General features: G+C 63.1%; 22 protein-coding genes and 1 tRNA gene. 4 read left to right on the top strand and 19 right to left on the bottom strand.

Annotation, left to right across the window (positions count from 1 at the left end; translation table 11 throughout):
- The first annotated feature begins 4 nt into the window (after positions 1-4).
- Together JYU29_RS12870 and JYU29_RS12865 are read left to right on the top strand one after the other, a co-directional pair.
- On the top strand, positions 5-307 hold the full coding sequence (locus JYU29_RS12870) for a hypothetical protein (protein ID WP_213985224.1): 303 nt from the start codon (positions 5-7) through the stop codon (positions 305-307).
- Between the two features lie 121 nt (positions 308-428).
- Complete coding sequence (locus JYU29_RS12865) at positions 429-722, top strand: ArsR/SmtB family transcription factor (RefSeq protein WP_347879899.1); 294 nt, start codon at positions 429-431, stop codon at positions 720-722.
- 12 nt (positions 723-734) lie between these two features.
- Here the strand turns inward: JYU29_RS12865 and JYU29_RS12860 are convergent, their stop codons facing one another.
- The 3 genes from JYU29_RS12860 to JYU29_RS12850 all read right to left on the bottom strand — a co-directional run bounded on the left by JYU29_RS12860 (position 735) and on the right by JYU29_RS12850 (position 4432).
- Complete coding sequence (locus JYU29_RS12860; RefSeq protein ID WP_213985223.1) at positions 735-1790, bottom strand: ABC transporter ATP-binding protein; 1056 nt, start codon at positions 1788-1790, stop codon at positions 735-737.
- The gene (locus JYU29_RS12855) at positions 1787-3280 is read right to left on the bottom strand and encodes an ABC transporter permease (RefSeq protein WP_250157471.1); all 1494 of its coding nucleotides are present in this window, start codon (positions 3278-3280) and stop codon (positions 1787-1789) included. Before JYU29_RS12855 ends, JYU29_RS12860 begins: the two co-directional genes overlap by 4 nt.
- A gap of 147 nt (positions 3281-3427) precedes the next feature.
- Positions 3428-4432, bottom strand: coding sequence for an iron ABC transporter substrate-binding protein (locus tag JYU29_RS12850; RefSeq protein WP_213985222.1), 1005 nt, complete (start codon positions 4430-4432; stop codon positions 3428-3430).
- A gap of 211 nt (positions 4433-4643) precedes the next feature.
- Here JYU29_RS12850 and JYU29_RS12845 point away from each other — a divergent pair, with 211 nt between their 5' ends.
- On the top strand, positions 4644-5084 hold the full coding sequence (locus JYU29_RS12845) for a pseudoazurin (RefSeq protein ID WP_213985221.1): 441 nt from the start codon (positions 4644-4646) through the stop codon (positions 5082-5084).
- A 77-nt stretch (positions 5085-5161) separates the two neighbouring features.
- On the opposite strand, the gene JYU29_RS12840 is transcribed toward JYU29_RS12845, so the two are convergent.
- The 12 genes from JYU29_RS12840 to JYU29_RS12785 all read right to left on the bottom strand — a co-directional run bounded on the left by JYU29_RS12840 (position 5162) and on the right by JYU29_RS12785 (position 14941).
- On the bottom strand, positions 5162-5584 hold the full coding sequence (locus JYU29_RS12840; protein ID WP_213985220.1) for a hypothetical protein: 423 nt from the start codon (positions 5582-5584) through the stop codon (positions 5162-5164).
- Positions 5577-5762: a cbb3-type cytochrome oxidase assembly protein CcoS gene (ccoS, locus tag JYU29_RS12835; RefSeq protein ID WP_213985219.1), complete on the bottom strand. Its 186-nt coding sequence runs from the start codon at positions 5760-5762 to the stop codon at positions 5577-5579. The genes JYU29_RS12840 and ccoS overlap by 8 nt, the downstream gene beginning before the upstream one ends.
- Positions 5759-7990, bottom strand: coding sequence for a heavy metal translocating P-type ATPase (locus tag JYU29_RS12830; RefSeq protein ID WP_213985218.1), 2232 nt, complete (start codon positions 7988-7990; stop codon positions 5759-5761). Before JYU29_RS12830 ends, ccoS begins: the two co-directional genes overlap by 4 nt.
- A 14-nt stretch (positions 7991-8004) precedes the next feature.
- Positions 8005-8484, bottom strand: coding sequence for a FixH family protein (locus JYU29_RS12825; protein WP_213985217.1), 480 nt, complete (start codon positions 8482-8484; stop codon positions 8005-8007).
- Positions 8481-10016 carry a cytochrome c oxidase accessory protein CcoG gene (gene ccoG / locus JYU29_RS12820; RefSeq protein WP_213985216.1) on the bottom strand — a complete coding sequence of 512 codons (1536 nt, stop codon included), beginning with the start codon at positions 10014-10016 and terminating at the stop codon, positions 8481-8483. Before ccoG ends, JYU29_RS12825 begins: the two co-directional genes overlap by 4 nt.
- A gap of 112 nt (positions 10017-10128) precedes the next feature.
- Positions 10129-11070 carry a cytochrome-c oxidase, cbb3-type subunit III gene (gene ccoP, locus JYU29_RS12815; RefSeq protein WP_213985215.1) on the bottom strand — a complete coding sequence of 314 codons (942 nt, stop codon included), beginning with the start codon at positions 11068-11070 and terminating at the stop codon, positions 10129-10131.
- 1 nt (position 11071) lies between these two features.
- A complete protein-coding gene (locus tag JYU29_RS12810; RefSeq protein WP_213985214.1) occupies positions 11072-11248 on the bottom strand; it encodes a cbb3-type cytochrome c oxidase subunit 3 in 177 nt (58 codons plus the stop codon).
- 5 nt (positions 11249-11253) lie between these two features.
- A complete protein-coding gene (ccoO, locus tag JYU29_RS12805) occupies positions 11254-12009 on the bottom strand; it encodes a cytochrome-c oxidase, cbb3-type subunit II (RefSeq protein ID WP_213985213.1) in 756 nt (251 codons plus the stop codon).
- A gap of 23 nt (positions 12010-12032) precedes the next feature.
- Positions 12033-13655 carry a cytochrome-c oxidase, cbb3-type subunit I gene (gene ccoN, locus JYU29_RS12800; protein ID WP_213985212.1) on the bottom strand — a complete coding sequence of 541 codons (1623 nt, stop codon included), beginning with the start codon at positions 13653-13655 and terminating at the stop codon, positions 12033-12035.
- Between the two features lie 93 nt (positions 13656-13748).
- Positions 13749-14507, bottom strand: a complete 759-nt coding sequence (locus JYU29_RS12795; RefSeq protein ID WP_213985211.1) for a Crp/Fnr family transcriptional regulator — start codon at positions 14505-14507, stop codon at positions 13749-13751.
- Complete coding sequence (locus JYU29_RS12790; protein WP_213985210.1) at positions 14504-14722, bottom strand: hypothetical protein; 219 nt, start codon at positions 14720-14722, stop codon at positions 14504-14506. Before JYU29_RS12790 ends, JYU29_RS12795 begins: the two co-directional genes overlap by 4 nt.
- Before the next feature lie 143 nt (positions 14723-14865).
- Positions 14866-14941 (bottom strand) — tRNA-Ala (locus tag JYU29_RS12785).
- 170 nt (positions 14942-15111) lie between these two features.
- Here JYU29_RS12785 and JYU29_RS12780 point away from each other — a divergent pair.
- The gene (locus JYU29_RS12780) at positions 15112-15402 is read left to right on the top strand and encodes a YggT family protein (protein WP_213985209.1); all 291 of its coding nucleotides are present in this window, start codon (positions 15112-15114) and stop codon (positions 15400-15402) included.
- Positions 15403-15464: 62 nt separating this feature from the next.
- On the opposite strand, the gene ppa is transcribed toward JYU29_RS12780, so the two are convergent.
- The 4 genes from ppa to JYU29_RS12760 form a co-directional block, all read right to left on the bottom strand.
- Positions 15465-16001, bottom strand: coding sequence for an inorganic diphosphatase (gene ppa / locus JYU29_RS12775; protein ID WP_213985208.1), 537 nt, complete (start codon positions 15999-16001; stop codon positions 15465-15467).
- Between the two features lie 119 nt (positions 16002-16120).
- Entirely contained in the window at positions 16121-16627 is a 507-nt protein-coding gene (locus JYU29_RS12770) for a GNAT family N-acetyltransferase (RefSeq protein ID WP_213985207.1), read from the bottom strand.
- A 130-nt stretch (positions 16628-16757) separates the two neighbouring features.
- Positions 16758-17393 (bottom strand): TPM domain-containing protein, encoded by a 636-nt coding sequence (locus tag JYU29_RS12765; RefSeq protein WP_213985206.1) that lies wholly within the window; start codon positions 17391-17393, stop codon positions 16758-16760.
- Positions 17394-18266, bottom strand: coding sequence for a TPM domain-containing protein (locus JYU29_RS12760; protein WP_213985205.1), 873 nt, complete (start codon positions 18264-18266; stop codon positions 17394-17396).
- Between the last annotated feature and the right edge of the window lie 12 nt (positions 18267-18278).

Below are 18278 nucleotides of genomic sequence, written 5' to 3'. Positions count from 1 at the left end.
CGCAATGCCGCGCGCCGAAAATCTGCGTATGCTGATGTTTGCGCTTCAGCAGGATCTCAACAACGAATTTCTGAAGCGCCTGGTGCGCCGCCTCATCGTCGACGTTCCCGGCTTTCAGGGCGAAGCCTTCGTGCGCGATCTGCAGGACTATGCGGACACGCTCGAGCAGGGGCTGGGCAGCACCAGCTCATCGCTTCCCACGAAGGCGCTGGCCTGCGAGATGTGGCTGGAAAAGATCGAGCTGGTTCAAATGGCGATGGCCGAAAACGGGTCCGACGATGGCGACGAGGATCGCTCAACCGACTAAGGCTGCACCCTCTAATTTGCGCCGCATCCCAGGGTTTTGATCTTTACAAACCATGCAACCCTTTGCTGGCTCTGTCGTTTTCGGATGACATCAGGTTTGCGAGGGCAGGTTGTCTGAGGTCGTGATTGACAACGCCGAACGATCGGCCGCGCTTCTTGCGGTGCTGGGCAATGCCAAGCGCCTTCTGGTGATGCACCACCTGCTGCAGGGCGAACTGGCCGTCAACGAACTGGCCAAACGCGTCAATCTCAGCCAATCCGCCATTTCCCAGCATCTGGCCCGTTTACGGGACGCCGGGCTGGTGGAAACCCGGCGCAACCGGCAGACCATCTATTATTCCAGCCAGTCCGAGATTGCCCGCCGCCTACTCGGTGTGCTGGACACCTATTATTCCGCACATCAGGCCGATCACTAAACCGGCTTCGGATCAGGCGGCCACCTGGTCTTGTCCGAGCACATGCGCAAAGCCGTTGATCGCCAAACCGACGCGGCTTCCCGCCGGTGGCATGTCGATGCCGCTGACGCGCAGATGCAGCGGCGGATGGTTCGGCTGGTCGATCAATCTGAGCTGAAGCGTCCAGTTGGCCCCGCTAAAGGCGGCGTGTTCGATCTCGAGCTGCGGCTGACCTGCAACGGGCGCGCAAAGCGTGATCTGCTCCGGCCGCAGCAGGATTTCAGCGGCACCCGATGAGGCCCGCTGGTTGGTCGGGAAAACCCCGAGTGCCGTGGTGGCCGTGCCGTTGTTGAGCCTTGCTGGCAAAATCACCGCTTCGCCGAGAAACAGCGCGGTTTGGCGGTCGGCAGGGCGGAAATACACCTCTTCCGGCGTTCCTCGCTGCACCAATCGTCCGTTTCGGATCAGCGCCACCTGATCGGCAAAGGACAGGGCTTCCGCTTGATCGTGGGTCACCAGAACGGAGGTGATGCCGGCCGTCCCGAGGATCTGCGTCACCGCCTGGCGCATCTGTTCGCGCAAACCGGTATCGAGCGACGAGAACGGCTCGTCGAGAAGCATCAAGCGCGGCTGGCGGGCGAGCGCACGGGCCAGCGCCACGCGTTGCTGCTGGCCGCCCGACAGTTGATGCGGCCGCCGATCCAGCATCGCGTGGTCGAGGCCGATCAGCGCCATGAGGTCGCGAACACGCTTGTCTCGATCGGGCAAACGGCGATGAAGGCCAAAGGCGATGTTGTCGGCGATGCTGAGATGGGGAAACAGCGCTCCGTCCTGTGAAACGATGCCGATGCCACGCTGATGCGCCGGCACTGCATTGGGTCCGTCCACCAGGACCTCGTCGTTGAGTTGAACCGTGCCCGAAGCGGCAGGCTCGAAGCCCGCGATGATGCGCAGCAGGGTGGATTTGCCGGAGCCGGATGGACCGACGATCGCCGTGCGGCTGTTTTGCCGGACGTCCAGGCTGACGGCATCGAGCGCGGTGACCGGGCCATAATGCTTGGAAAGCGCGCGAACCGACAGGAAGCTCATCGCACGGATGCTCTTTGTGCGCGGGTGTAAAGAAGCAGGCTCAGCGGCAGGGAAAGCACGATCATCATCAGCGCGTAAGGGGCTGCTGCGGCATAATCGAGCTCGCTGGTCTTGATCCAGAACTGGGTGGCAAGCGTGCGCGTGCCGTTGGGCGACAGCATCAGCGTGGCGGTGAGTTCGTTGGTGATGCCGAGCGCAACCAGCGCGATACCGGCAGCAATGCCGGGCGCCGCCAACCGTGCGGTTACCTGCCAGATCGTCTGCCATGGCGAACGGCCGAGCGCCATGGCCGCCCATTCCAATTCCACCGGCGCTTGTGCAAGGCTGGCGCGCAGCGCCGTCACCGCACGCGGCAGGAACAGGAGGACATAGGCGATGAGCAGCGTCGCATAAGTCTGATACAGCGGCAGCATGATGCGCACGGTGATCGTCACCAGTGCCAGCGCCACCACGACGCCCGGAAGCGAGCCGACATAGAAGTGGCAGGCTTCGATGACGCGCTGCAAACGCCCCGGCGCACGCACAGCCAGCCAGGCGGCAGGGGCTGCAATCACCGCCGCCAGTATGCCGCCGCCGAATGCCAGCGCCAGCGTTTGTCCGAAGGCCGTACCCACTTCCGCCACCGGCCAGACCGCCAGCCCCCCGGACCACAGCCAGCGCACAACGGTGAGAAGCGGGACGCCGAGCGCCAGAGCGGCAAACAGGATCACAAAGCCAAGCGCCATCGGCATTCCCCGGCCGAGGCGATGGCGCGAGGCCGTTTTCGCCGCCCCGCTGCCGACCCGCGCATAGCGTTCGCGGCCACGGATGATCGCTTCCAAAGCCAGCAGGCCAATGCAGCACAGGACAAGCACGCCGCCGAGCAGGTTGGCGACAGGGCTGTTGTAGGAAGACTGGAACTGATCGACGATCGCGGTCGCAAACGTATCGAAACGGATCATCGCGAACAGGCCGTATTCCGCCAGGAGATGCAGCCCGACCAGCAGCGCACCGCCGCAGATCGCCAGGCGAAGCTGGGGCAGAACCACGAGAGCGAAAATGGCAGCAGGTGTCTTGCCGAGCGAGGCGGCAGCGTTTTCCAGCGCGGGATCGAGGCGGCGCAGTTGTGCGGCGACCGGCAGATACAGAAACGGTGAATAAGCCAGAACCGACACCAGCACCGCTCCCGGCAAGCCATGCAAGGAAGGCACGGCGCTGATCCAGCCATAGGAATGCACGAAAGCGGGGATCGCCAGCGGCGCCACAGCAACCGCGCGCCAAAGAGCTGTGCCCGGCAGATCGCTGCGCTCGGTGATCCAGGCCAGCGTCACGGCCAGTGCGATGCAGAGCGGCACGGCAAGCAATTCGAGCAGCAGCGTGTTAAGGAGGAATTCGCCGACACGGGCGCGAAACACCAGCCGGACAACCGTGTCCCAGCCCGCATCCACGGCGACCCACATCACGAAGCCGAGCGGCACCAGGCTGACCAGCGACACGAGAAGGGCCGCCATCACAACGGGCGAAAACAGCCGGCGCTGCGGGCGCAGGCGCAGGGGTGCCCGGCCGACAGGGTCGTGGAGAAGAGAAGCTGCACTGAGCTGCGCTTGCGTCACGCTGGCTGTTCCATGACCTTGCTGAACGTGGATCGCGTTCGGGCGTTAAAGCAGCCCTGCGTCGGTCATCATCTCGGTGACCTTCTGGCTGTCGAGCTTGTCGGGATCGAGCTTGGGCGCTTGCAGATCGGCCAGCGGCACCAGGACGGGATTGGCGGCTTCATTCTTGCCGACGGGGTACTCGAAGGACGTTCCGTCGCGCAGAACTGCCTGGCCGGTCTTGGCCGTGATCCACTGCACGAAGCGCTCGGCTTCCGGCTTGTGCTTGCTTGAAGCCAGAACGCCCGCGCCCGAAATGCTGACGAACGCGCCGGGATCCTCGTTGCGGAAATAATGCAGGGCCACGTTGCCGCTGTTTTCTCCCGTGCGCGCCTGATCGCCGAAATAATAGTAATGATAGATCAGCGCGCCTTCGACCTCGCCGATATTGACGCCCTTCATCGCCGCGCTGTTGCCGCGATAGGGTTTGACGCCTTGTTTCATCGCTTCCAGCCATGTCCGGGTGGCTTCCTCACCCTTCAAGGCAAGAATGGCGCCGACGATGGCCTGGAAATCAGCGCCGCCGGCCGATGCGGCCCAGCGGTTGTTCCAGGCGGGGTCGGCGAGATCCATCACGGATTTCGGAAGCTGGTTTTCGGTCAGCTTGGTTTTGTCATAGGCGAACACGGTGCTGCGCGCGGCAATGCCGATCCAGTTGCCGCTCGATGGGCGGAATGTGTCGGGCACATTGGCGAGCGTGTCCTGCGACAGTGGCGCAAACAGGCCGGCCTTGTCCACTAGCACCATGCCCGGCGAATTCTCGGTCAGAAACACGTCGGCGGGTGATGCCTCGCCTTCCTGAAGGATCTGGTTGGCCATTTCGAGATCGGCACCCTGGCGCATGGTGATGCGGATGCCGGTTTCGGCCGTGAACTTCTGCGCCCATTCGCGCGCGAGGTTCTCGTGCTGCGCATTATAAACGATGAGCGAGCCGGCTTCCTGCGCCTGTGCTTGAGGCGAAAGCAGGCTGAAGGCCAGCAGCGAAAGCGCTGCGATGCGCGAAATCATCATGGTGAAGCCACCTCCAAACGACGCGATCGATCCGCGCCGGTTGTTTTCAGTCTAGAGGAAGCTGAGTTGGGTGGTCAACTTTTCCGCGCATCTCCCGAAGGGGTCGCAGCCACTCGCCGACGCCGATCTTTGCGCGCGTGTTGATCCAGATCAACGGAGGACGAAACGCGCCGGCGTAAACGCAGCCCATCAAACGTCAAGGAGACGAGACATGAAGCGTTCCACAGTATCTTCTCTTCTGGCTGCGGTCGCCGCCATTGTCTTTGCCGGCCCGGTGCTCGCAGCTGATCACCAAGTTCAGATGCTGAACAAGGGTGAGAAGGGCGCGATGGTTTTCCAGCCGGATTACATCGAGGCCGCACCCGGCGACACAGTGACCTTTATCCCGACCGACAAGGGTCATGATGCCGAATCCATCAAGGCCATGATCCCGGCGGGCGCCGAGCCGTTCAAGGGCAAGATCAACCAAGAAGTGACCGTCACGCTCGACAAGGAAGGTCTCTACGGCGTGAAGTGCACACCGCATTTCGGCATGGGCATGGTGGCGCTGATCAAGGTCGGCGCACCGACAAATGCCGACGCGGTCGCCGCCGTGAAGCTTCCGGGCAAGGCCAAGGCAAAGATGAGCGAGCTGCTCGCCCGAGCGAAGTAAGCCTTTCTCCAATCTCAAAACAAAAAAGGCCGGAGCGATCCGGCCTATTTTGTTGGCTGCTGCTGGAAGAGGCGCGCTTATTTGAAGGCAATCACGGCAAAGCAGATCGCGAACAGCGCGGAGATCCAGGCAAACGACACCCAGCGTTCCGCCACGCGACGGCCCCCAACGAAATCGCCGCTGCGGCGCAGTTGGGCGGCGCGCACGCGCTGCATGATGTGCGCGATCGTCAAAACGCAGACCAGCAGGAACTTGGCGGTAAACCAGGCACTGAGCGCGCGGTCGCCGCCGCCATAGCGGCTCCACAGCAAGGTCAATCCGCTGATCCAGGCGAAGGCGACGCCGAAGCTGGTGATGTCGGCCAGCGTGCGGCGTGTCAGCGCCAGCGCGGCTTCCCCTTCGCGTCCGGCACTCGCGCGCAAGGCGACGTAATGGGCGAGAAGCAGGCCGGACACCATCGCGATCGTGATGAGATGCGCCATCTTCAGAAGTTCAAACATGGCGCTGTTCCTTTTTGTCCGGATTGGTGTCGGCCGGCTGTTCGTCGTCGATCAGGATGCGGGCGGCGGCGCCGTCGAGATCGTCATATTGGCCGTTCTTCAGCGACCACAGGAAGACGAGAAGCGCCAGAATGCCGAAGCCGAGCGCGATCGGGATCAGGCCGAGCAGGGCACTCATGAAACGCTCCCGGCAACAGGCTTCGTGGGGTGGCGTGTCCCGATCCGGCGCAGGGAAAGCCCGAGCGTCAGCGCATTGGCGATCACCAGGATCGAGGACGCCGACATCGACACGGCGGCGATCAGCGGCGTGGCGAAGCCGAGCACGGCGATCGGCACGGCGATGATGTTGTAGCCCACCGCCAAAGCGAAATTGCCCGAGATCTTGCGGCGCGCCTTGCGGGCCGTAACGATGCTTTGCAGTACAGGCCCGAGCTGTTCGCCGGTGAACACGATCCCGGCGGCGGCCTGTGCGATATCGGCACCGGATGCCGGCGACATCGACACATGCGCGGCAGCGAGCGCCGGAGCATCGTTCAGGCCGTCACCCACCATCAGCACCTTGCGGCCTTCCTTCGCAAGAACCTCCAGCGCTTCGACCTTGCCGCCCGGCAGGCAGTTGCTGAGGCTTTGGCTGATACCGGCCTGCGCCGCGATCCGTTCGACCGCGCCCTGGGCATCGCCGGAAACCAAACGGATATCGAGGCCGAGCGCTTCCAGTTCGGCAATCGTTGCCTTGGCATCCGAACGCAACTCGTCGCTGAACAGAAAAGCCTGCGGTTCATCATCACCAATCCGTAGCCAGACCTCCGACAGGCCCGATCGTCTATCGGTGGGTGCGTCGACCCACTGAGCGCGGCCAAGCCGCACGGGCAGGCCGTTCCATCGGGCCTCGACACCGAAGCCGGGGCGCTCTGCGAGATCGGTCACCGGAGCAGCGCGGATATTTTGCGCGTCCGCTGCTTCAGCCAAAGCGCGTGACAGGGGATGGCGGCTGCCTCCAGCCAAGGCGGCGGAGACCGCCCAGGCGTCGCCCGCTTCAGGTCCTTGCACCAGACGCGGGGTGCCCAAAGTCAGCGTGCCCGTCTTGTCGAACACCACCGTGTCCACTTCCGACAGCTTTTCGAGCGCTGCGCCATCCTTGAGGATGATACCGGCAGACAGAAGCCGTCCGGCGGCCACGACCTGCACGGCGGGAACGGCGAGGCCGAGCGCACAGGGGCAGGTGATGATGAGAACGGCAACCGCAGCGGTCACGGCCGCATGCACGCCGAAGCCCAGCACGAGCCAGCCGATCAGCGTCAGGAAGGCCGCCGAATGAACGGCCGGCGCATAAAGGCGCGAGGCGCGATCGGCCAGGCGCACGAAGCGGCCGTCGGGGCGTTCGACCTTTTCCATCAGCCGGATGATGCCGGCGAGCACCGTTTCGTTGGCAGGTGCGGTGGCGCGCATTTCGAGCGGGCCGGTCAGGTTGTTGGCGCCGGCATGGATCGCCGCGCCTTCCCCAACCGCTTCCGGCACGGATTCGCCGGTGAGCAACGCGCGATCGAGATCGCTGGCGCCCGATGTGACGATCCCATCCACCGGCACGCGCTCGCCGGGAAGAACGCGCAAGGTGTCGCCGATCCGCACCGAGCTGATCGGAATGTCGCGGGCGCGGCCATCGGGAAGCACAAGGCTCGCCACCGTCGGCGCCAGCGTCAGCAGCCGGGCTGCGGCGCCGCGCGCGACATCGCGCATGCGGTTGTCGAGCACACGGCCGACAAGAAGAAAGAACAAAAGCGCGACCGAACCGTCGAACCAGGCATGTTCACCGCTGGTGATGGTTTCGTAGAGCGACAAGGCGGTGGCGCCGAGAACGCCGATGGCGATCGGCACGTCCATGTTGGTGCGGCCGTAGCGCAACGCGTTCCAGGCCGAGCGAAAGAAGGGACGGCCGGAATAGATTACGGTCGGGATCGCGATCATCGCCGACAGCCAGTAGAACAGGTCGCGCGTCGTGCCATCCGCACCCGACCAGACGGAAACCGACAAGAGCATCACGTTCATGGATGCAAAACCGGCCACAGCCATGCAGCGCATCAACTCGCTCGCTTCGTTCTTGGTGTCGCTTGCAACGCCGGGATCGAAGGGCCGCGCGGAGCGACCGACCTTGTGCAGCGCTTCAAGCACCGCTTCCGGCGAGCCACTGGGATCGAGATCCACCGCCAGGCGCTTGGTTGTGAGATTGGCGCGGGCATGCGCGACGCCCGGCACGGCTGATGCCGTGCGCTCGACCTTGGCAAGACAGCCGGCGCAATGCATGTCGTCGACGAGCAGGTCGAGGCTGCGCGTGCCGTCCTTCGCCGTACGGATAAAGGCCGGATCGATCAGCCGGATGGGGGAAGACAGGGTGGTGGTGGCGCTCATGATGGGCTGCTTTTTCACTCGACGGTGATGGACTTGGTTTGGCGCCAAAGAAGCTCGTTGTTTCGGCGCGCTTCGATCTCCACCAGCCAGCGACCGCGTTCGAGCGCCTGGTCGGCGCGGTAGCCGTTGGGCACTGGCGCCAGCGTCAGCTCGCGATCGGTGGAGGCATTGGACGGGCGCCCAGCCAGAACCGCCACGTCGAGGCCATGGATCGCCGAGCCTTCGCGGTCACGCAGCGTCAGCATCGGACGCCCGTCATCGACAGTCAGCCTGCCCTGCCAGCCGCGTTTCTCCTGCGCGGCGGCGTCTTTCAGGAGGAGGTTGTAGTTCTGGCTCGCGACATAGGAATTATGCGCATTGAGGCCGGGAAAGGTGCTGACCGCCCAATAGGCCATCGCGATATTGACCGAGATGATGGTGCCGAAAAACAGGAACACCACACCCAGCATATGCCAGCCGGTGAACGGATGTCCGTCGCGTGGAATGATGCTCATGGCCTGGCTCCTGCCTCGAATTGCGCCGTGCTCGAAACCGTTTCGCCGCTTTGGGGATCGGTCAGAACGAAGGTGAACCTGTCGGGCGCGGCACCGCGCGGACGGCTGACGAAAACGCGCAGATCGCGCACCGCATCGGGGGGAACGATCACCGTCAGGGACCGCGCCCGCGTTTCCGTTTCGGGCGTCCACATCACCGCATCGTCAAGTCCTTCGAGCTGAAGCTGGAGCGGCCGATCTTCCAGCGTCTTGCTGGCGAGTTTCAGCGTGTAGCCATTGCGCACCGAGCCATCGGACAGGGTGGTGTAAAGCGGCGCGCGGTCGTGCAGCACGGTGACGTCGAGATGGCCGCGTGTGAACAGCACGAACAGCATGCCGAGCCCGATTGCCGTCCACAGCGTGAGGTAAAGGATCGTACGCGGCCTGGCCAAGCGGGCGAACGACACGCGCTTCTGCTCGCTCTTGGCCGCTTCGCGCCCTTGCGCCTTCGTTGTCTGCGTATGGTGCTCGAAATCAACCAGCGTGGAATAGGAGATCAGCCCGAGCGGCTTGCCGATCTTGTCCATCACCGTATCGCAGGCGTCGATGCACAGCGCGCAGGTGATGCATTCGAGCTGCTGGCCGTCGCGAATGTCGATGCCCATCGGGCAGGCGGCTACGCAGGCGTTACAATCCACGCAATCGCCGACATCGAGCCCTTGCGCCGCCGCCTTCTTGGCGTGGCGCGAGCGGGGTTCGCCGCGCCAGTCATTATAGGTGACGATCAGCGAGTTCTCGTCGAGCATCGTGCCCTGAATGCGCGGCCAGGGGCACATATAGGTGCAGACCTGTTCGCGCATGAAGCCGGCGAGCCAGAAGGTGGTCGCAGCCAGCGTCAGGATGGTGAAGTAAGCGGTGGGAGCAGCCTGCAGCGTCACGATCTCGCGGGCGAGCGTCGGCGCATCGGCGAAGTAGAACACCCAGGCGCCGCCCGTTGCCACCGAGATCAGGATCCAAGAGGCCCAGACCGTCAGCCGCTTGCGCCATTTGTTGAAAGTCCATGGCGCCGCGTCGAGCTTCATGCGGGCGTTGCGGTCGCCTTCCACCCAGCGCTCCACCTGGATGAACAGGTCGGTCCACACCGTTTGCGGGCAGGCATAGCCGCACCAGGCGCGGCCGGCCACCGACGTGACGAGGAACAGGCCGAGGCCCGCCATGATCAGCAGGCCGGCGACGTAATAGAATTCCTGCGGCCAGATTTCGATCGCAAAGAAATAGAAGCGGCGGTGGGCGAGATCGAGCAGAACCGCCTGATCCGGCGCGTGCGGTCCACGATCCCAGCGGATCCAGGGCGTCAGCCAATAAATGCCGAGCAGAACCGCCACCAGGATCCACTTCAGGCGGCGGTAGAAACCCTGCACGCGCGAGGGGAAGATCTTGCGCCGCGCTTCGTAATCGGCGCGAAACTCGTGATTGTTGACGGGGGTGGCGTTCTCGGCGGGCACTTGGGTGCCGCGCGGGTCGCTTTGGATGGTGTCGAGCAAGGTGGCCATGTCGGCGTTTTACGCCTCGGCAAGCGAACCGACTTTGATCTGGATCAAGGTCGAGCCCGGTAGGACACTGCCGGGCAGCGACCTTGCGTCGCGTCCCGGCAGTGCTCGGTCTCTACTGCGTTGCCGCGTCGTCTTGCGTCGAAGCCTCGCCGCCGCCGAGCGCATGAACATAGATGGTCAGCTGCTTGATGGTGGCGGGGTCGAGGCGCTGGCCCCATGCCGGCATCGCGCCATGGCGCGGCGCGGTGATCTGGCGTTCGATATCCGGCAAAGCCGAGGAATAAAGCCAGATCTGGTCGTTCAGCTTCGGCGCACCCATGTCGCGGCTGCCTTCGCCGCGTTCGCCATGGCAGGACGCACAGTTCTGGGCATAGATCTCGGCGCCTTCCGCATTGTCCTCGCCAGACTGGCTCAGCGCCAGAACGTGGCGGGCAACCGCACGGATCTGCTGAGGCTCGAGAATGCCGTCACGGCCGAATGCGGGCATTTCCGAGTAGCGTGTGTCGTCGTCACCGGCAAAGCGCACGCCATGGGTAATGGTGGTCTGGATGTCGGCCAGCGTGCCGCCCCAGATCCAGTCGTCGTCCTGCAGGTTGGCAAAGCCCGGGCTGCCGGACGCATCCGCGCCGTGGCACTGCACGCAGTTGACCTTGAAGGCCGAAGCGCCGCCGCGAAACGCGGTTTCGCGTAGCTCGTCATTGCGAACGATCTCTTCCACCGGCAGATCGCGGATCTGGGCGTAGAGTGTCGCACGCGCCGTTTCGGCAGTGTCGATCTCCTGCGCCACTTCGGAGCGTGAATGCCAGCCAAGCAGGCCGGTGGTGCTGTCGCGCAGAAGCGGGATCGATGGATACAGGATGATATAGGCCAGCGCGAAGACATGCGTGGCGTAGAACACCCACAGCCACCAGCGCGGCATCGGCGTATTCAGTTCCTTGATGCCGTCCCATTCATGGCCAGTGGTCGCGGTGCCCGTCGGCTGGTCGACCTCGCCTCGGGAAGGCTCGGATCCGGGAACGCGGGGGAAACCCTTGTCTGCACCGATGTCAGTCATCTCAACGGTTCTCACGGTCGTACTTGAAGGGAATGTCGGCCTGGTCGCGGTAGGACTTGCGCGAGCCCGGGCGGAACACCCAGACGAGAATGGCCGCAAAGATCAGGGTCAGCGCGGCCAGTGCCCAGCTGTCGGCGAAATGACGAAGCGCTTCATAGAGGTTTGGTGTGTCGCCCATGTCGATCACCTCAAGTTTTCGTGGCTGAGGGGCTCGTACTGGGTGAAGTCCACCATTGTGCCGAGCGATTGAAGATAGGCGACCAGCGCGTCCATCTCGGTCAGCCTCTGCGGATTGCCGTCGAAATCGCGCGCCTGCATCTTCGGGTAGCGCTCGCCGAGCGCCGTCGTATCGGCGTCGGATGATGCCTGAGCGAGGAGGTCGGCCTTGGCGTCGGCGATCATCTCGTCGGTGTAGGGAACACCGATGAGGCGGTTGGTCTTGAGATGGTCGGCGATGTCGTCCGTGCGCAGGTCGGTGGAAGCCAGATGGCTGTAGCGCGGCATGATCGATTCGCGCACAACCGAGCGCGGATCCACGAGATGGCGCACATGCCATTCATCCGAATAACGGTTGCCGACGCGGGCGAGATCGGGGCCCGTGCGTTTGGAACCCCACTGGAACGGATGATCGTACATCGATTCCGCGGCAAGGCTGTAATGGCCGTAGCGTTCGACCTCGTCGCGCATCGGACGGATCTGCTGCGAATGGCAGGTGTAACAGCCTTCGCGGACGTAGATGTTGCGGCCGGCCAGTTCGAGCGGCGTATAGGGCCGGACGCCCTGCACCTTCTCGATCGTGTTGTCGACATAGAACAACGGCACGATCTCGACGATGCCACCGATGGTGACGATCAGAAACGAGAAGATCAGGAGGATCGAGACGTTGCGCTCCACCTTGTGGTGGTGACGGAACAGGAACTTGGAAATCGGATCGAGCATGATTTTATCCTGAACTGCCCGGCTTATTCGGCAGCGGCCAGAAGGCCGCCGCGCTGAACGGTTCCGACCGGAACCGTCTGGGTGTTTTCACCCCGAATGGTGCGCCAGACATTGTAGGCCATCAGCAAACCGCCGGTGAGGTAGAGCAAACCGCCGAGCGTGCGGATGAGGTAGAAGGGGAACATGGCCGCGACCGTTTCCACGAAGGAATAAACGAGGTAGCCCTCCGCATTGTATTCGCGCCACATGAGGCCCTGCGTGATGCCGGCGACCCACATGGCGGCGGCGTAGAGAACGATGCCGATCGTGGCCAACCAGAAGTGCCAGTTCACCAGGCGCAGCGAATAAAGGCCGTTCGTCTTCCAAAGGCGCGGCGTGAGGTAATAGATCGCGCCGAAGGTGATCATGCCGTTCCAGCCGAGTGCGCCGGAATGAACATGGCCGATGGTCCAGTCGGTGTAATGCGACAGCGAATTCACCGCCTTGATCGACATCATCGGACCTTCAAAGGTCGCCATGCCGTAGAAGGCCACCGCGATCACCAGCATGCGCAGAACGGGATCGGTGCGCAGCTTGTCCCAGGCGCCCGACAGCGTCATCAGGCCGTTGATCATGCCACCCCAGGACGGCATCCACAGCATGATCGAGAACACCATGCCGAGCGTCTGCGCCCAGTCTGGCAGGGCGGTATAATGGAGGTGGTGGGGGCCGGCCCAGATATACATGAAGATCAGCGACCAGAAGTGCACGATCGACAGGCGATAGGAGTAGACCGGGCGCTCCACCTGCTTGGGAATGAAGTAATACATCATCCCCAGGAAGCCCGCGGTGAGGAAAAAGCCGACCGCGTTATGGCCGTACCACCACTGCACCAGTGCATCCTGCACGCCCGAAAAGATCGGATAGGACTTGGAGCCGAGAAAGGACACCGGCACGGCCAGGTTGTTGACCACGTGCAGCATCGCGATCGTCACGATGAAAGCGAGGAAGAACCAGTTCGCCACATAGATATGCGGCTCCTTGCGCTTCACGATCGTGCCGAGGAACACGACGAGGTAGCAGACCCAGACGATCGTCAGCCAGATGTCGATATACCATTCCGGCTCGGCATATTCCTTCGACTGGGTGACGCCCATCAGGTAGCCGGTCGCGGCCAGAACGATGAAGAGCTGGTAGCCCCAGAACACGAACCAGGCGAGACCGCCGCCGAACAGCCGGGCAGCCGTGGTGCGCTGGACGATATAAAAGGACGTCGCGATTAGAGCGTTGCCGCCAAAGGCGAAGATCACCGCCGAAGTATGCAGTGGGCGCAAACGGCTGAAATTCAGCACCGGCTCGAGATTGAGATCGGGGAAGGCCAACTGGGCTGCGATGATGACGCCGACCAGAAAGCCGACCACGCCCCAGAACACGGTGGCGATCACGCCGTAACGGATCGGGCCGTCCATGTAGATGCCGTCATCGAGACCGGCAGGCTTGGGGCGGCCGGTCGGGTCCGAACTGGTGATGGTCCAGATGGCAAGGCCAAGACCAATGGCGGCAAACAGCGCCATATGCACGGCAAACTGGGTGTCATGGGCAAGGCCGGAGGCGATGGCTGCCACGACGGCCGCCAGGAACAGCAATCCCGGCTTGATCAATTCCATTTTGAGGCTCTCCGATAGGTATGAGGCTGCTTAGCAACCTGCTGCAGGCGCCGCTTTGATCTGGATCAAGCTGCGGGCGCCAATTGCCTGGGGTCAGGTGCCGGCAGCGCTTCGCAGCCGCTTCCTGTCCTTGACCGACACGCGACGTGCATCGGAAAAGTCGATCAAACCGTCGCGGCGCAGGGCGGCGAACTGGCGGCTGACGGTTTCGAAGGTCAGGCCCAGGAAATCGCCGATTTCGGCGCGGGTCAGCGGCAGGTCGAGCGTGTCGTGATCGTAAGCGGGATCCAGCGTGTCACAGCGCTTGCCGATTTCCGCAGGACGGAAACGCCCGGCCATGTCGAGCAGAAAGGTCGCGAGGCGTTCGCGCGCCGTTTTGCGGCCAAGCGTCAGCAAAAGGGCTTCCGCTTCGCTGAGATCCTCCAGCGCACGCAGATGCAAACGATGTTCGAGCCCGCGGTTCTGCCGAACCACGGCTTCGAAAGCATGGCGCGGCACGCAGTAGATGTCGGCTTCGGTCACGGCGCGCACCGAAACCTCGCCGGGCGGTGCAAACGGCGCGCCGAGAAGATCGGGCGCGGATTTCAGGGACACGATCTGCTGGCGGCCATCCGTCAGGAGGCGCGAGACCTTCACCACGCCGCGCAGCAGCGCAATGCAGCTGTCGCGCAGGTTCGGCGTCGCCATCAGTTCGGTTCCGGCAGGCACCTGTCTGCGAACCGAAACGGCCGCGATCTGGCGCGCTTCATCGGGTGTGAGCAGGCTGCCCACGCCGCAGCGCCATTCCACGCAGGTGGGGCAAAGGGACGACGTGCCGGCAACGGCGGCATCTTCCGGGTCAGGCTGTTTCACCGCCCGCGCCTTCCATAGCGCGAACGCAGCCTCGGCGCGATCGCCTGGGCGATCGGCCAAGCCACAACCAGGCTCACCACAACGATGACGGGCAGCAGGATCGGCCAGTGTTCCTGCAGCGATGCAACGGACAGGATGATGATCGCACCCGTTCCAAACACCACGGCATTGACCAGGCCGTAGATAATCAAGGCGATACGCGTGTTCGTTGTCATGAAAGCCCCCGAGCTTTGTCTGCCCGAATGCCTAGCGCCCCCGATGCCCGCTCGCCTTGATCTGGATCAAAACGCGCACGGCTCGGCGCAGTCGGGCGACAAGCGGGTGCGGACGGTCATCATGTCTTTTGAGCGAAGAGTGTTGGTGGAGCTGAGGGGGATCGAACCCCTGACCTCGTCATTGCGAACGACGCGCTCTCCCAGCTGAGCTACAGCCCCGTTCCACCTCTACCGAAATCTTGATCCGCGCTAGATCACCTGTCAAGCAAGCAGCGGGACGGCGCTCGGGTCGCGATCACGATGATGCGGGCAGCACGGGAGAGCGGTTTGCGAGGCTTGTTCGTTTGGATCGCAATGGCTACATCTGGCCTGCCTAAAAGGAGACCGGCATGCTCGCTTTGATCCAGACCCTCGTTCTCGTGCTCGATCTTCTGTGGTGGGTCATTATCCTGTCGGCGGTGTTTTCTTGGCTCTACGCCTTCAACGTCATCAACTCGCGCAACCAGGTGGTCGACACGATCGGCACCATGCTGTTTCGCGTGACCGAACCGCTTTATCGCCCGATCCGGCGCTTCATGCCCGATCTCGGCGGCATCGACCTTTCGCCGATCATCGTGTTGATCATCATCTTCTTCGTGCGCACCTTCCTGCTCACCACGGTTGCACCGGCGATTCTTTAAGCGGCAACAAAAAAGGGGCCGGCGCGAGCCGACCCCTTTTGAATGCTTGAAGCTGAAGCCGATCAGGCTTCCGTTGTCTTGGCGCGGTCGATCGCCTGAACGATCATCTGGCGCGCGCGGGCCGCATCGTGCCAGCCGCCGATCTTGACCCACTTGCCGGGCTCCAGATCCTTGTAATGCGTGAAGAAGTGCTCGATCTGCTGGCGGGTGATTTCCGGCAGGTCGGTGTAGTCGTGCACGTTCTCGTAGCGGCGGGTGACCTTGGGCGAGGGAACCGCGATGATCTTTTCGTCTTCGCCGGCATTGTCTTCCATGATCAGCACGCCGATCGGGCGCACATTGATCACGCTGCCGGGATGCAGACCGCGCGTGTTGCAAACCAGAACGTCCACCGGATCGCCGTCACCCGACAGCGTATGCGGCACGAAGCCGTAGTTTCCGGGATAGCTCATGGGCGTGTACAGGAAGCGGTCGACGAACAAGACGCCGGCTTCCTTGTCCATCTCGTACTTGATTGGCTGGCCACCGATCGGCACTTCGATGATGACGTTGACGTCTTCCGGCGGGTTGTTGCCCACGGGGATGGCATCGATACGCAAGGGGTCGTTCTCCGATTGATCGCAACGCGCTTAGCGCGGAGCCGGTTAACAGGGTATAAGCGAGTGATAACAAAGGGCCAGGTCGTCTTGGCTGCTCTCGCCAGGATTGATCAGCGTCGTTAATCCCAGATGAAGGCGAGCTTGCGCAGTGCCTTCTGGTCGAACACTTCGACACCTTCGGCAATGTCGCGTCCGCCGATGCCGCGATAAAAGGACAGCGCGCCGGTGTTTTCTTCCAGCGCCCAGACCACCATGCCATCGAGGCCGTGATCGGCAAGCTTCTGGCGCGCGGCCGTGAACAAGCGGCTGCCAAGGCCGATGCCCTGGCATTCCGGACGAAGATAAAGTTCGTAGATCTCGCCGCCTTGCGGCAGGTCGCGGGCCCGGTTGCGTCCAAGCGTGGCATAGCCGGCAATGTCGCCGCCGATCTCGATCACCAGAACGGACGCGGCGCGACGAATGGCATTGGCCCACCAGTTGCCGCCGCGGCGGCTGATCATCGCGTTCAGGGCCGTATGGGGGATGATGCCGGAATAAGCACCCTGCCACGCGGCGCGATGCACCTCCGCGATTGCATTGGCATCGCGAGGTTCTGCGCGGCGGATGTCGATCGTCACCGTCTTCATGATTGCTTAACCATAAACACAGCGATGCATCTCGCCAAGCAGGCTTCTGCCTGGCTCAACGAATAGTCGAAACGAAACCGATCAGCTGTGGCGTGGAGGACTCAGCAGCGGTTCCGGGCCGCAGGCGCCGTCAGATCTCGGCCAGATGATCGTCGAGTTCGTTGCGGTCGGCGAGACCGACCGGAAAATGTTCGGCAAGCAGAAGCCCCGATGCCGTGACCGCCTGCACATAGCCATCGGCGAGCCGGTTGGTTCTCGCCGCTTCAACAAGATCGGCAATGATGGCGTTCCAGTTCTCCTGCGGCACCTTTTCCGCAATGCCCTCATCGGCCAGAACGGTGGCGTAGTGTTCGGCCAGCGACACGAAGATCAGGATGCCGGTGCGGTTTTGCGTGCGATGCACGTTGCGGGCCAGGAACTGGCGCAGCGCGTTGTCATGCGCCGTGCGGTAAAGCACGCGCCGCGGCACGAGATGCAGCCGCATTGCCGGAAACACCCAGAGCAGACCCAGCACGGAAATCACCGCAGCCGCTTCGAGTGCGGCAAACAAAGGCAGGCGCAGCGAAAACCAGAGATGATCGAGGAGAAAGGCGACCGCCACGTCTGCAACAACCATCGCGCACAGAACGGAAAAGCCGGCGGCATAGAAGTAATCGCCGCTTTGGTGCGCGAGCACGCAATAGATCTCGCCGGAAGTGCGCGCTTCGGCTTCGCGGATCGCGTTGGTGACCCGCTCGTGATCGGGAGAAGTGATCAGCGCAGTCATCTACCAACTCCCCGATGCGCCGCCGCCGCCCGACGATCCGCCACCGCCGGAAAAGCCACCGCCGCCCGACCAACCGCCGCCACTGCCGCCACGGCCGAACCCGCCTCCCAGCCCGCCCGCGAAGCCGCCGCCAAACCCGCCGCGACCGCTCCGCCGGCCGCTGGACCCGCCGAAGGTCATGCCGAGCCAGCGATACCGGCCCGGCCCGATCTTGCGGCCGAAACGACGCGCCATGAAGGGCAGAATGAAGGAGGAGAAAATGATGCCGAACCAGATCAAGGCAAACAGGTCGATGCCCATGCCCGAATTGTTGCCGCTTTGCGCCGGCGCATTGCGCTTGTAACGCGCTTCCAGTTCGGCGGCGTTGCCGCTCAGAACACCGATGATGTCGTTGGTCGCAGCCTGGATCCCCTGGCCGTAATCGCCTGCGCGGAATGCGGGAACGAGAACGTTTTCGATGATCAGCTTGGAATGCAGATCGGTCAGCGTGCCTTCAAGCCCATAGCCCACTTCGATGCGCATCTTGCGATCGTTGGGTGCGACCAGAAGGAGGACGCCGTTGTTTTCACCGGCCTGGCCTAAGTTCCAGGCGCGAAACAGGCGGTTGGCATAGGGCTCGATCGCTTCGCCATCGAGGCTGGCGATCGTTGCCACCACGATCTGGTCGCTGGACCGCGCTTCGAAAGCAGCGAGCGCTTCCGTAATCTGCGTCCGAATGGCGGGATCGATGATGCCTGCCTGGTCCACCACCCGCCCACTCAGCGCCGGGAGTTCGGCCGCCTGCGCTGCACCCGCGACGCCCAAGCCTGTGATTGCCACGAAACAAAGCGTGGCAAACAGGCGGGTCAGGAGGATGCGCAGAGCAGCGGTCATGGCGCGTCAGCG

This window comes from Tianweitania aestuarii (assembly GCF_018457165.1).
GTDB classification, from domain to species: domain Bacteria; phylum Pseudomonadota; class Alphaproteobacteria; order Rhizobiales; family Rhizobiaceae; genus Tianweitania; species Tianweitania aestuarii.
The sequence above is the reverse complement of the archived record's forward strand: the minus strand, read 5'-3'. Positions and strand labels throughout refer to the sequence as shown.

Excerpts from the sequence above, each read along its gene's own strand:
- JYU29_RS12765 (WP_213985206.1), bottom strand. The coding sequence starts at position 17,393 with ATGACTGCGCTGATCACTTCTCCCGATCACGAGCGGGTCACCAACGCG.
- JYU29_RS12845 (WP_213985221.1), top strand. The coding sequence starts at position 4,644 with ATGAAGCGTTCCACAGTATCTTCTCTTCTGGCTGCGGTCGCCGCCATT.
- JYU29_RS12870 (WP_213985224.1), top strand. The coding sequence starts at position 5 with ATGCCGCGCGCCGAAAATCTGCGTATGCTGATGTTTGCGCTTCAGCAG.
- JYU29_RS12810 (WP_213985214.1), bottom strand. The coding sequence starts at position 11,248 with ATGGGCGACACACCAAACCTCTATGAAGCGCTTCGTCATTTCGCCGAC.
- JYU29_RS12790 (WP_213985210.1), bottom strand. The coding sequence starts at position 14,722 with ATGACAACGAACACGCGTATCGCCTTGATTATCTACGGCCTGGTCAAT.
- JYU29_RS12770 (WP_213985207.1), bottom strand. The coding sequence starts at position 16,627 with ATGAAGACGGTGACGATCGACATCCGCCGCGCAGAACCTCGCGATGCC.
- ccoN (WP_213985212.1), bottom strand. The coding sequence starts at position 13,655 with ATGGAATTGATCAAGCCGGGATTGCTGTTCCTGGCGGCCGTCGTGGCA.
- JYU29_RS12850 (WP_213985222.1), bottom strand. The coding sequence starts at position 4,432 with ATGATGATTTCGCGCATCGCAGCGCTTTCGCTGCTGGCCTTCAGCCTG.
- JYU29_RS12780 (WP_213985209.1), top strand. The coding sequence starts at position 15,112 with ATGCTCGCTTTGATCCAGACCCTCGTTCTCGTGCTCGATCTTCTGTGG.
- JYU29_RS12760 (WP_213985205.1), bottom strand. The coding sequence starts at position 18,266 with ATGACCGCTGCTCTGCGCATCCTCCTGACCCGCCTGTTTGCCACGCTT.
- ccoO (WP_213985213.1), bottom strand. The coding sequence starts at position 12,009 with ATGCTCGATCCGATTTCCAAGTTCCTGTTCCGTCACCACCACAAGGTG.
- ccoS (WP_213985219.1), bottom strand. The coding sequence starts at position 5,762 with ATGAGTGCCCTGCTCGGCCTGATCCCGATCGCGCTCGGCTTCGGCATT.
- JYU29_RS12860 (WP_213985223.1), bottom strand. The coding sequence starts at position 1,790 with ATGAGCTTCCTGTCGGTTCGCGCGCTTTCCAAGCATTATGGCCCGGTC.
- JYU29_RS12825 (WP_213985217.1), bottom strand. The coding sequence starts at position 8,484 with ATGAGCATCATTCCACGCGACGGACATCCGTTCACCGGCTGGCATATG.
- JYU29_RS12840 (WP_213985220.1), bottom strand. The coding sequence starts at position 5,584 with ATGTTTGAACTTCTGAAGATGGCGCATCTCATCACGATCGCGATGGTG.
- JYU29_RS12830 (WP_213985218.1), bottom strand. The coding sequence starts at position 7,990 with ATGAGCGCCACCACCACCCTGTCTTCCCCCATCCGGCTGATCGATCCG.
- JYU29_RS12855 (WP_250157471.1), bottom strand. The coding sequence starts at position 3,280 with ATGGCGGCCCTTCTCGTGTCGCTGGTCAGCCTGGTGCCGCTCGGCTTC.
- ccoG (WP_213985216.1), bottom strand. The coding sequence starts at position 10,016 with ATGGCCACCTTGCTCGACACCATCCAAAGCGACCCGCGCGGCACCCAA.
- ccoP (WP_213985215.1), bottom strand. The coding sequence starts at position 11,070 with ATGACTGACATCGGTGCAGACAAGGGTTTCCCCCGCGTTCCCGGATCC.